Below are 11,240 nucleotides of genomic sequence, written 5' to 3'. Positions count from 1 at the left end.
AATCCCTTGGGCACTACCAGTTGGCTTCTCGCTCCGGCGTGGCGCTGATCTTGTGGATTGACAGGTCAGCCCCGTCATATTCTTCTTCCTGGCTTAGGCGCAAACCCATGGAGCTCTTGAGCACGCCGTAAACCACCAGCCCCCCCGCCACGGCCCAGACGACACCCATGGCCGTGCCGATGAGCTGAGCGCCCAGCGTAACCCCGCCCAAACCACCCAGGGCTTTGCTGCCGAAAATGCCGGCTGCAATGCCGCCCCAGGTGCCACACAGCCCGTGCAGCGGCCAGACTCCCAGCACATCGTCGATCTTCCATTTGTTTTGCGTCAGCGTGAACATGAAGACAAAAATGCCCCCCGCCACCGCGCCCACCACCAGCGCGCCCAGCGGGTGCATCAGGTCCGAGCCGGCGCACACGGCCACCAGGCCGGCGAGCGGGCCGTTGTGGACAAAACCGGGGTCGTTCTTGCCGGCAATCAGTGCGGCCAGCGTGCCGCCGACCATGGCCATGAGTGAGTTCACGGCTACCAGCCCCGAGATTTTGTCCAGGGTTTGGGCGCTCATGACATTGAAACCAAACCAGCCGACGGTGAGCACCCAGGCGCCCAGGGCCAGAAAGGGAATACTGGAGGGCGGATGCGCCGAGATGCCGCCATCCTTGCGGTAGCGGTTGGCGCGGGCACCCAGCAGCATGACGGCGGGCAGCGCGATCCAGCCGCCCACCGCATGCACCACCACACTGCCGGCAAAGTCATGAAACTCTTCGCCCGCGAGGCCCTTGATCCAGGCCTGCACGCCAAAGTGCTGGTTCCACACAATGCCCTCGAAGAAGGGGTAGATGAAGCCCACAATCACGGCGGTGGCAATCAGTTGCGGCCAGAACTTGGCGCGCTCGGCAATGCCGCCCGAGATGATGGCCGGAATCGCCGCCGCAAAGGTCAGCAAGAAGAAGAACTTGACCAGCTCGTAGCCGTTTTTGGCCATCAGTTGTTCGGCGCCCACAAAGAAGCTGGTGCCGTAGGCCACACCGTAGCCGACCATGAAATAAACCACGGTGGAGACGGAAAAATCCACCAAAATTTTGACCAGGGCATTGACCTGGTTCTTGCGGCGCACAGTGCCGAGCTCCAGAAATGCAAAACCAGCGTGCATGGCCAGCACCATGACTGCGCCAAGAAGAATGAACAGGGTGTCTGCGCCCTGTTTTAGTGCTTCCATGAGAACCTCTTTGGGGTGAAATGAGTTGTATTGGTGCGTTTATATTGAAAATACTTTAAACGCACCAAACTAAAGCAAAATTCACGCCAAAGCTGTGCCAAACGATCCAAATCTGTGCAAATCAGGACTGATGGCGGCTCTTCCGCGTCGCGCGACGAGGAAAAAACCGGGTGTCAGCCCTTGTTGTCTTGCGCTGGAGAAGGGGCCGCCGCAGGGCTGCAGGTAACCGGACCGGGCTGGCCATTCGCTCAATGGAGCCTAGACTTGGATTTATACTCACCTTTTGCGCCGATTTGATCCAGGATTGCGGGCGCCGAAGCCGATGAGCTTCGAAATTCAGCTAAACACGGCCACCGTCACTCCACCAGGTAACCCGGCCCCGCGTAAAGCGTTGCCGGGTTTTTTTATGTTGATTGCCACACCACAGTCCATGCACTTTGCTGACGCTTTGCCCTTGCAAAGCGGCGCTGCCCTTCGCGACTATTCACTGAGTTTCGAGACCTACGGCACCCTCAATGCCGACAAATCCAATGCCGTGCTGATCTGCCATGCCCTGAATGCCTCGCACCATGTGGCGGGTGTCTACGCCGGCCAAGAGAAGTCCGAGGGCTGGTGGGACAACATGATTGGCCCGGGCAAGCCGCTGGACACGAACAAACTCTTCGTCATCGGCGTCAATAACCTGGGCTCCTGCTTCGGCTCCACCGGGCCCATGCATGTGAACCCGGACACCGGCCGCGTCTATGGCGCCGATTTTCCCGTGGTCACGGTCGAAGACTGGGTCAACGCCCAGGCCCGATTGCTGGACGCCTTGGGCATCCAGACCCTGGCGGCCGTGATGGGTGGCTCCCTGGGCGGCATGCAGGCGCTGAGTTGGGCGCTGCAATACCCGCAGCGCGTGCGCCACGCCGTGGTGGTGGCCAGCGCGCCGAACCTGACGGCCGAGAACATCGCCTTCAACGAAGTGGCGCGCCGCGCCATCGTGACCGACCCGGATTTTCATGGCGGGCATTTTTACGAGCACGGCACCGTGCCCAAGCGGGGCTTGCGCATCGCCCGCATGATTGGCCACATCACCTACCTGAGTGACGATGTGATGAATGAGAAGTTTGGGCGCCAGCTGCGCGCCGTCAGCAAGGATGGGGACCTGGGTGCCTATCTCTACAGCACGCAGGAGGTCGAGTTCCAGATCGAAAGCTACCTGCGCTACCAGGGCGACAAGTTTGCCGAGTACTTTGATGCCAACACCTATTTGCTGATCACCCGGGCGCTCGACTACTTTGACCCGGCCCGCACCTATGGCGGCGATCTGAGCCACGCGCTGGCGCGGGCCACCTGCAAATTCTTGCTGGTGAGCTTCACCACCGACTGGCGCTTTGCGCCGAAACGCAGCCGCGAAATCGTCAAGGCCCTGCTCGACAACCGACGCGACGTCAGCTACGCTGAAATCGACGCTCCCCACGGACATGATGCCTTTTTGCTCGATGACGCACGCTACATGGGCGTAGTACGCTCTTATTTTAATAGCATTATCCAAGAGGTGGCGGTATGAGCGATCTGGCCACGATGCAGTCCCTTGCCCGGATGGTGCCCGAAGGGTCCCGCGTTCTTGACCTGGGCTGCGGCGACGGCGCCATGCTGGCGCATCTGCAACAAACGCGCGGCTGCACTGGCTACGGCATCGAGATTGCGGATGCCAACGTGCTGGCTTGCGTCAAGCGTGGTGTCAACGTCATCCAGCTCAATCTGGACGAAGGGCTGAACCTGTTCGCCGATGCCTCATTTGACGTGGTGCTGCAGATTGACACCCTGCAACACCTGCGCAACGCCGAGGTGATGCTGCGCGAGACCGTGCGCGTGGGGCGCATCGGCATCGTCGCCTTCCCCAATTTTGCGCACTGGCCGAACCGCCTGAGTGTGCTGAAGGGCCGCATGCCGGTGACGCGCCGCCTGCCCTACCAGTGGTACGACACGCCCAACATCCGCGTCGGCACCCATGCCGACCTGGCGCAGCTGGCCGAGCGCAGCAAGTTGAAAGTGCTGGACAGCTTCGGCCTGCAGGATGGGCGCACCGTGCGCTTCTGCCCCAACCTGCTGGCGGGCACCTCGGTCTATACCTTGTCGCGCTAAGGTGTCATGATGGACAGCAGTTTTCAATTACCGCCCAAGGAATTCTTCATGAATGCCCGAGTACCCGAATCCACACTGAACGCCGCGCAAGTACTGAGCGAGGTGACCCGCGCTTGGGACGACGATATCGTCCATCGGCTCGAAGACTACATCCGCATCCCCGCCAAGTCGCCCGCGTTTGACGCCGATTGGGCGCAAAACGGCTTCATTGACACGGCCATGTGGGACGCGGCGACCTGGGTCCAGTCGCAGAAGGTCGAAGGCCTGACGCTGGAAATCATCCGGCTGGAGGGCCGCACGCCGGTGCTTTTTTTCGAGGTGCCCGCCTCAACCGGCGCGGCCAACGACGCAGGCGGCCCGGCAAAAGCGGTTTCCGGGCAGACCGTGCTGATGTACGGCCACCTCGACAAGCAACCCGAATTCACCGGCTGGCGCAGCGACCTCGGGCCGTGGACGCCCAAGTATGAAGACAGCAAGCTCTACGGTCGCGGCGGCGCCGATGACGGCTACGCGGTGTACGCCAGCCTGGCCGCCATTCAGGCGCTCAAGAGCCAAAATGCGGCGCACCCGCGCATCGTCGGCTTGATCGAGACCTGCGAAGAAAGCGGCTCCTACGATTTGCTGCCCTACATCGACGCCTTGCGCACCCGTCTGGGCGACGTGGCGCTGGTCATCTGCCTGGACTCGGGCGCCGGCAACTACGAGCAGCTCTGGCTCACCAGCAGCTTGCGCGGCATGGCCAGCGGCGTGTTGAAGGTCGAAATCCTGACCGAAGGCGTGCATTCGGGCGATGCCAGCGGCCTGGTGCCCTCCAGTTTTCGCATCATGCGCCAGGTGCTGGACCGGCTGGAAGACAGCGCCACCGGTCGCATGCTGCCGGCCTCGTTTCATTGCGAGGTGCCGGCCGACCGCCTGGCCCAAGCCCGGGCGACGGCGGCGATTTTGGGCGACGAGTTATACAAGCGCTTCCCTTGGGCGCACTACGACTGCGGCGGTTCCACCCAGTTTGCCCTGCCCACCACCACCGACCCGGTGCAAGCCTTGCTGAACCGCACCTGGGCGCCCACTCTCAGCGTGACCGGCGCCGAGGGCTTTCCGGATTTCAAGAACGCCGGCAACGTGCTGCGGCCTTACACCGCGTTCAAGCTCAGCCTGCGCCTGCCACCGCTGGTGGATGCCGCCACGGCGGTGCAGCAATTGAAGACCTTGCTGGAAGACAACGCGCCCTACCAAGCCCGCGTCACCTTTGAAGGCGAAGGCAGTGCCACGGGCTGGAATGCACCCGGCACGGCCCCGTGGTTCGAGCAGGCGCTGAGCGCCGCATCACAAACCTACTTTGACGCCCCCTGCGGCTACATCGGCCAAGGCGGCACCATTCCCCTCATGAACATGCTGTCCAAGGGTTTTCCGAAGGCGCAGATGATGGTCTGTGGCGTACTCGGCCCCAAGAGCAACGCGCACGGACCCAACGAGTTTTTGCATGTGCCCTACGCCAAGAAGCTGACGGCGGCCGTGGCCCAGGTCATCGCCCAAATCCCCTGACCTGACCCGGCACGACGCTCCTGGCCCGGTTTCTGCAAGCCTTATTGCAGGCAACTTATTGATTCACGCATGGACAGCACACTCTCCACTTTTGTGTCCCTCGATGGTGACAACCTCGCCATCCAGGACTGGCCGCTAGACCCGGAAACAAGCTTGCGCGGTGTCGTCCTGCTGGTGCATGGCCTGGGCGAACATGCCGGCCGCTACGACCTTGTAGCCCATCAGCTCAACAACTGGGGTTTTGCGGTGCGCGGTTATGACCAGTATGGCCATGGCGACTCGGGCGGACCCCGTGGCGGCCTGCCCACGGACAGCCGGCTGCTGGACGATTTGGCCGACATTGTGGACAGCACCCGGGTGCGCATGGCTTCCGGCACACCACTGATTCTGTTGGGCCACAGCCTGGGTGGACTGGTGGCCGCGCGCTTCGTGGCGCTGGGCCTGCGCCCGGTGGAGGCGCTGGTCCTGTCCTCGCCGGCGCTGGACCCGGGGCTCACTTGGCTGCAGAAGTTGCTGCTGGCGATCGTGCCAAAACTCGCACCCAACTTGCGCGTGGGCAACGGGCTGGACCCCGCGCTGATTTCGCATGATCCGGCCGTGGTCGCCGCCTACCGCGCCGACAAGCGGGTGCATGACCGCATCTCGGGCCGGCTTGCGCGCTTCATTGCGGATAGCGGGCCAGCCACCTTGGCGCAGGCGCCTGATTGGAAGGTGCCGACCCTGCTGCTGTACGCCGGGGCCGACCAACTGGTTAACCCGGCCGGCAGCCGGGCTTTCGCGGCGGCGGCGCCGAAAAAGGTGGTGAGTTCCCGTTGCTTCGAGGCGCTCTACCACGAGATATTCAATGAGCTCAAGCCCGCGCCCGTTTTTGCCGAGCTCAGGGCATGGCTGGACGCCCGCTTTTAAGTTGCCAGCGCCCGGCGCTGCTGCAGGCTGAGCCAGACCAGTGCCGCGCCGGTCAGCGCCACGGGCACCAGCGAGCCGTAATTCAGCAGTGCCCAGCCGCGCGTGGTGACCAGCACACCGGAGGCAAATGAACTCAAGGCCAAGGTGGCGAAGACAAAGAAATTCAGGGCCCCTTGCGCCCGGTCTTTTTCCTCGGGCGTGTAGGTTTGCAGCGACAGCGTGGTGCTGCCCGTGAACAGAAAATTCCACCCGACGCCCAGCAGGAGCAAGGCGATCAAAAACTGGTGCAGGTCCACGCCGGAGAGGGCCACGGCAATGCACAGCGCATTGAGCACCACGCCCACGCCCATGATGGGCAACGCGCCAAAGCGCTTGATCAAATGGCCGGTGAAGAACCCCGGCGCGAACATGCCGATCACATGCCACTCCAGCACCAGGGCCACATCGGAAAACGGCAGACCGCATTGCTGCATGGCCAGCGGCGTGGCAGCCATCAGCAGGTTCATCACGCCAAAGCCCAAGGCGCCCGCGGCCGCCGCCACAATGAAGGCTGGTTGCCGCATGATCTCGGCCAGCGGACGGCCGCTGTCCGTTGAGTTTTTCACGGGCGGCGGCGGAAAATCAATGAAGGTCAGCACGGCCATCGCCAGCACGGCGACCCCGGCCAAGGCCAGGTAGGCGCCGGCAAAGGGCACATCCGTCAGCGTGCGGGTGTGCTGGGCCAAGTTGGGGCCCAGCACCGCGCCGATCAAACCGCCGGCCATCACCAGCGACACGGCTTTTTCGCGCCAGGCGGCGCCGGCAAGTTCGGCTGCGGCAAACCGGTACAAATTGGCGTTGGCGTTGTAGTACCCCGCAACCACGGTGGCCGCACACAAGAGCCAGAAATTCTTGTTGACGGCGGCGTAGGCACACAGCAGGCACGAGGCCAGCGCCACCAGCAGGCCCAATTGAAACGACAGCTTGCGCCCGAAGCGATGCTGCGTGGTGGCCACCAGCCCGGTCGACAGCGCCCCGCCGACCACATAGCCCATGACGGGCAAGGTCGCCATCCAGCCCAGCGGCGCCAGACTCAAGCCCACCAGACCGTTGATGGCGATGAAGGTGACATTGTTGGTCAGGAAAAGTCCCTGGCAGATGGCCAGCAGCCAGAGGTGTCGGTTCATGGGGAGGTAGGGCCGTGCAAAAAAGAGACTTGCATTTTCACCGGTTTGACGGCGCACATGCTCAAGCCAGATTCAGCGCGCCAACAAATCACCGCCTGATCCGACATCTATTTGACATATTGCCCCGTTAACTTAGGCGCTTCCAACAGGAGTCACCATGGGCACGGCCATCAACATCAATGCACTGAACAAGACATTTCGCGGCGGACGCAAGGCGCTGCACGATATTCATCTGAATATCAAAGCCGGTGAGATGGTGGCGCTGATTGGCGCCTCCGGCTCGGGCAAATCCACCCTGCTGCGCCACATGGCCGGCCTCATGGCGGGCGACGGCGCGGGCCAGGGTCTGATCCAGATCCACGGCAAGACTGTGCAGCAAAACGGAAAAATCGCGTCCGATATCCGCCAGACCCGCGCCGGCGTGGGTTTTGTCTTTCAGCAATTCAATCTGGTGGACCGGCTGCCCGTCATCGTCAATGTGCTGGCCGGCACGCTGCACCGCGTGCCTTTGTGGCGCAGTCTGCTGCGCTGGTTCACGCCGGCTGAAGTGGCCTGCGGCGTGGAGGCATTGAGGCGCGTCGGCATCGCCGAGTGCTGCGGCCAGCGCGCCTCGACCCTGTCGGGCGGCCAGCAGCAGCGCGCCGCCATTGCGCGCGCCATGGTGCAGGGCGCCAAGGTAATCCTGGCCGATGAACCGATTGCCTCGCTCGATCCCGAATCCTCGCGCAAGGTCATGGACATCCTGGCGCGCGTCAACCGCGAAGACCAATGCACGGTGGTGGTGTCGCTGCACCAAGTGAACGTCGCCATGAAGTATTGCCCCCGCACCGTCGCCCTGCACCAGGGCCGCATCGTCTATGACGGTCCGTCGGTGGCGCTGACGCCTACCCTGCTGCGCGAACTCTATGGTGCCGACGCCGACGACATCCTGGCGCTGGGCGACCACATCTCCAGCCTGCAAGACAGCGGGCGCGCCCTGCCGCACCTAGCCTGGCCGGCATCGCTGGCAGCGCGTGCCCCGCTGGCCTGCGCGGCCTGACTTCTGCAACGCATTGGTACCGCTTTTTTTGAAGGACTTATCCATGATCAAGAAACGACTCGCCGGGCTGGCCGCTGCCATGCTCATCGCCATCAATCCCGTGGTGGCCCAGGAAGTGCGGGAAATGAACTTCGGCATCCTGTCCACCGAATCATCGCAAAATCTCAAGCAGGATTGGCAGCCTGTGATCAACGACATGAGCCGAAAACTCGGCATCAAGGTCACGGCTTTTTTTGCGCCGGACTATGCGGGCGTGATCGAAGGCATGCGCTTCAATAAAGTGCAGTTTGCCTGGCTGGGCAACAAATCCGCAATTGAAGCCGTGGAGCGCGCCAACAGCGAGATTTTTGCGCAGACCATCAATGCCGATGGCTCGCTCGGCTATTACAGCTTCGTGAGCGTGCACAAGGACAGCCCCTACAACACGCTCGACGACATCTTCAAGAACGCCAAAAACATGAGTTTTGGCATGGGCGATCCCAACTCCACCTCCGGCTTTCTGGTACCGAGCTACTATGTTTTTGCCCTCAACAATGTCAACCCCAAAACCGCCTTCAAGGCGGTGCGCGGTGCCAACCATGAAACCAACATCATGGCCATCGCCAACAAGCAGGTGGACGCCGCAGTGCATAGCTCCGATGTGCTGGAGCGCATCCAGACGCGCCAGCCCGACATCGCCCATCAGTTACGCCAGATATGGAAATCGCCCCTGATTGCTTCCGACCCGCTGGTGTGGCGCAAAGACTTGCCGCCGGACGTCAAAGCAAAAATCAAGGATTTCTTTCTGGCCTACGGCAAGTCCGGGCCGGATGCGGCGCGTGAAAAGGCGCTGCTGAACAAACTTACGCTCGGCGGCTTTCAGGACTCCAGCAATGCGCAACTCAAGCCAGTGCGCCAGCTTGAGTTGTTCAAGGAAAAAATCAAGCTGGAGGCCGATGCCAACCTGCAGGCCGAAGAAAAGAAAACCCGCCTGGACGACATCAGCCGCAAATTGAGCGAGCTCGCCAAGTCCTGATTCAAATCTCTCCTCTGTCCAACTGTTTTACAGGAACTTCCCATGATCAAGAAACTGTTCGCCGGCCTGGCCGGTGCCACGCTCATCGCCCTGAACCCGGTGGCGGCCCAGGAATTGAAGGAAATCAATTTCGGCATCATCTCGACCGAATCGTCGCAAAACCTGAAGTCGGACTGGCAGCCGATTCTGGATGGCATGGCCAAAAAGACCGGCATGAAGGTCAGCGCTTTTTTTGCCTCGGACTACGCCGGCATCATCGAAGGCATGCGCTTCAACAAGGTGCATGTGGCCTGGTTTGGCAACAAGTCGGCGATGGAAGCGGTGGACCGCGCCGGCGGTGAGGTGTTTGCCCAAATGGTCAACGCCGATGGCACACAAGGCTATTACTCGCACCTGATCGTCCACAAGGACAGCCCCCTCAAAACACTGGACGACATGCTCAAGCAGGGCAAGAACCTGTCTTTCGGTAATGGCGACCCGAACTCCACCTCCGGCTTTCTGGTGCCGAGCTATTACGTGTTTGCCCAGAACAGGATCGATGCCAAGACCTTTTTCAAGCTGACGCGCGGCGCCAACCATGAGTCCAACGCGCTGGCCGTCGCGAACAAACAGGTCGACGTGGCCACCAACAACAGCGAAAACCTGGACAAGCTGAAAGACAAGCTGCCCGAGAAGTTCAACGACATCCGCGTCATCTGGACCTCCCCTTTGATCCCGCTGGACCCGCTGGTCATTCGCAAAGACCTGCCCGAAGCCACCAAGGCCAAAGTGCGCGACTTCTTCTACAGCTACGGTCAGGGCGGCCAGCAGGAAAAGGATGCCTTGTTCAAGCTCTCCAAGCTCTCCGGCTTCAAGGCCTCCAGCAACAACCAGCTCCTCCCCATTCGCCAGCTGGAGCTGTTCAAGGCGCGCAACAAATTTGAAGCCGATATGACACTGGCGGCCACCGACAAACAAAGCAAGCTGGCCGACATTGACAAGCAGCTGGCGACGCTGGGCAAGGTGCAGTAATGCGCGTGGCATCCCGCACCAGCCTGTTTGGCTTGTTCACATGGGGCCTGCTGCTGGCCTTGCTGGCCGGCTCCTGGCGGGGTGCCGATATGCGTCCGTTCGATCTGGTGCGCGACGCCGGCAACATGGCCACCTATGCCGCCGACTTTTTCCCACCCAAATTTGGCGACTGGCGGCTGTATCTGCAGGAAATGATCGTCACCCTGGAAATCGCACTGTGGGGCACCGCCCTGGCCGTTGTGTTTGCGGTGCCACTGGGCTTGCTGTCCTCCTCCAATATTGCACCCTGGTGGATTTACCAGCCCATTCGCCGCCTGATGGATGCGGCCCGCGCCATCAATGAAATGGTGTTTGCCATGCTGTTTATCGTGGCCGTCGGGTTGGGCCCCTTCGCCGGTGTGCTCGCCCTGTTTGTGCACACCACCGGCATTCTGGCCAAGCTGTTTTCGGAGGCGGTGGAGTCCATTGACTCCCAGCCAGTCGAAGGCATTCGCGCCACCGGCGCTAACGCGTTGGAGGAAATTGTCTACGGCATCATCCCGCAGGTGTTGCCCCTGTGGATTTCATATTCGCTGTACCGGTTCGAGTCAAATGTGCGCTCGGCCTCGGTGGTGGGCATGGTCGGGGCCGGCGGCATCGGCGTCATCCTGTGGGAAATCATCCGCGGCTTTCAATACGCAGAGACCTGCGCCGTGATGATCATCATCATTGTGACTGTGACGGTGATTGATGTGATTTCTGCGCGGATTCGCAAATCGCTGATTTGAAGGAGGCAATTGGCGCGACTGGGGTTCAATGGCTGGCCTTAGGCGCCATTTTTCGGTCTTTCCTTGAATGGCTGTTGCCGAAGCGGCACGAGTCATTCGAGTTTGATGCGCCAATGACAAGTACCGACCAGCAGCGGGTACCGGCCAGAGGCAGCTTACGGGCAGAAAATTCTTCACTGTCGAGGGTCCATAAAGCTGTCGCTCAATTGGCTGCGTTAAATCCACATTGCTGACGCTGGCAGCGTGAAAATTGTTAATAGGAGTGCAGCGGGAGCTGACACTCAGGCGCATGGTCTACTGGGCTATCGTTCAGACAAATGAAACTGTCCTGGTCAAGTTTTTTCGTACAGACCGATAGGTTGTTTGATTGCCGATTTCTGCTCGAAAGCATTGGGTGGCAAGTTGCCCAGTGTGGAGTGCAACCGCTGGCTGTTGTAGAAGCTGACGA

The 11,240-nt window shown here is 61.2% G+C and carries 10 protein-coding genes; 8 read left to right on the top strand and 2 right to left on the bottom strand.

Going from position 1 to position 11,240, the window contains the following annotated elements:
• Positions 1-13: 13 nt before the first annotated feature.
• On the bottom strand, positions 14-1,216 hold the full coding sequence (locus tag C5P05_RS10400; protein ID WP_114969774.1) for an ammonium transporter: 1,203 nt from the start codon (positions 1,214-1,216) through the stop codon (positions 14-16).
• Between the two features lie 406 nt (positions 1,217-1,622).
• Between C5P05_RS10400 and metX the strand changes: the two genes are divergently transcribed.
• From metX to C5P05_RS10380, 4 genes are all read left to right on the top strand, one after another.
• Positions 1,623-2,768: a homoserine O-succinyltransferase MetX gene (gene metX / locus C5P05_RS10395; protein ID WP_114969862.1), complete on the top strand. Its 1,146-nt coding sequence runs from the start codon at positions 1,623-1,625 to the stop codon at positions 2,766-2,768.
• A complete protein-coding gene (metW, locus tag C5P05_RS10390) occupies positions 2,765-3,346 on the top strand; it encodes a methionine biosynthesis protein MetW (RefSeq protein WP_114969773.1) in 582 nt (193 codons plus the stop codon). The genes metX and metW overlap by 4 nt, the downstream gene beginning before the upstream one ends.
• A gap of 48 nt (positions 3,347-3,394) precedes the next feature.
• Positions 3,395-4,888, top strand: a complete 1,494-nt coding sequence (locus C5P05_RS10385) for a M20 family metallopeptidase (protein WP_114969772.1) — start codon at positions 3,395-3,397, stop codon at positions 4,886-4,888.
• 69 nt (positions 4,889-4,957) lie between these two features.
• Positions 4,958-5,794, top strand: a complete 837-nt coding sequence (locus C5P05_RS10380) for an alpha/beta hydrolase (protein ID WP_114969771.1) — start codon at positions 4,958-4,960, stop codon at positions 5,792-5,794.
• On the opposite strand, the gene C5P05_RS10375 is transcribed toward C5P05_RS10380, so the two are convergent.
• Positions 5,791-6,960 (bottom strand): MFS transporter, encoded by a 1,170-nt coding sequence (locus tag C5P05_RS10375; protein WP_114969770.1) that lies wholly within the window; start codon positions 6,958-6,960, stop codon positions 5,791-5,793. The genes C5P05_RS10380 and C5P05_RS10375 overlap by 4 nt on opposite strands.
• A gap of 157 nt (positions 6,961-7,117) precedes the next feature.
• Here C5P05_RS10375 and phnC point away from each other — a divergent pair, with 157 nt between their 5' ends.
• The 4 genes from phnC to phnE are packed head-to-tail and all read left to right on the top strand — an operon-like array spanning position 7,118 to position 10,792.
• Positions 7,118-7,999 carry a phosphonate ABC transporter ATP-binding protein gene (phnC, locus tag C5P05_RS10370; RefSeq protein ID WP_114969769.1) on the top strand — a complete coding sequence of 294 codons (882 nt, stop codon included), beginning with the start codon at positions 7,118-7,120 and terminating at the stop codon, positions 7,997-7,999.
• Between the two features lie 43 nt (positions 8,000-8,042).
• Positions 8,043-9,014, top strand: a complete 972-nt coding sequence (phnD, locus tag C5P05_RS10365) for a phosphonate ABC transporter substrate-binding protein (RefSeq protein ID WP_114969768.1) — start codon at positions 8,043-8,045, stop codon at positions 9,012-9,014.
• Positions 9,015-9,056: 42 nt separating this feature from the next.
• Positions 9,057-10,025 carry a phosphonate ABC transporter substrate-binding protein gene (gene phnD, locus C5P05_RS10360; RefSeq protein WP_114969767.1) on the top strand — a complete coding sequence of 323 codons (969 nt, stop codon included), beginning with the start codon at positions 9,057-9,059 and terminating at the stop codon, positions 10,023-10,025.
• Positions 10,025-10,792: a phosphonate ABC transporter, permease protein PhnE gene (gene phnE, locus C5P05_RS10355; protein ID WP_114969766.1), complete on the top strand. Its 768-nt coding sequence runs from the start codon at positions 10,025-10,027 to the stop codon at positions 10,790-10,792. Before phnD (C5P05_RS10360) ends, phnE begins: the two co-directional genes overlap by 1 nt.
• The last annotated feature ends 448 nt before the right edge of the window (positions 10,793-11,240 follow it).

It is taken from the genome of Rhodoferax ferrireducens (genome assembly GCF_003347515.1).
Lineage (GTDB): Bacteria > Pseudomonadota > Gammaproteobacteria > Burkholderiales > Burkholderiaceae_C > Rhodoferax.
This window is presented reverse-complemented; position numbering and strand designations above follow the sequence as displayed.

Bases quoted from the DNA above. Each gene is read 5' to 3' on its own strand.
- C5P05_RS10400 (WP_114969774.1), bottom strand. From the start codon at position 1,216: ATGGAAGCACTAAAACAGGGCGCAGACACCCTGTTCATTCTTCTTGGC.
- metX (WP_114969862.1), top strand. From the start codon at position 1,623: ATGTTGATTGCCACACCACAGTCCATGCACTTTGCTGACGCTTTGCCC.
- metW (WP_114969773.1), top strand. From the start codon at position 2,765: ATGAGCGATCTGGCCACGATGCAGTCCCTTGCCCGGATGGTGCCCGAA.
- C5P05_RS10385 (WP_114969772.1), top strand. From the start codon at position 3,395: ATGAATGCCCGAGTACCCGAATCCACACTGAACGCCGCGCAAGTACTG.
- C5P05_RS10380 (WP_114969771.1), top strand. From the start codon at position 4,958: ATGGACAGCACACTCTCCACTTTTGTGTCCCTCGATGGTGACAACCTC.
- C5P05_RS10375 (WP_114969770.1), bottom strand. From the start codon at position 6,960: ATGAACCGACACCTCTGGCTGCTGGCCATCTGCCAGGGACTTTTCCTG.
- phnC (WP_114969769.1), top strand. From the start codon at position 7,118: ATGGGCACGGCCATCAACATCAATGCACTGAACAAGACATTTCGCGGC.
- phnD (WP_114969768.1), top strand. From the start codon at position 8,043: ATGATCAAGAAACGACTCGCCGGGCTGGCCGCTGCCATGCTCATCGCC.
- phnD (WP_114969767.1), top strand. From the start codon at position 9,057: ATGATCAAGAAACTGTTCGCCGGCCTGGCCGGTGCCACGCTCATCGCC.
- phnE (WP_114969766.1), top strand. From the start codon at position 10,025: ATGCGCGTGGCATCCCGCACCAGCCTGTTTGGCTTGTTCACATGGGGC.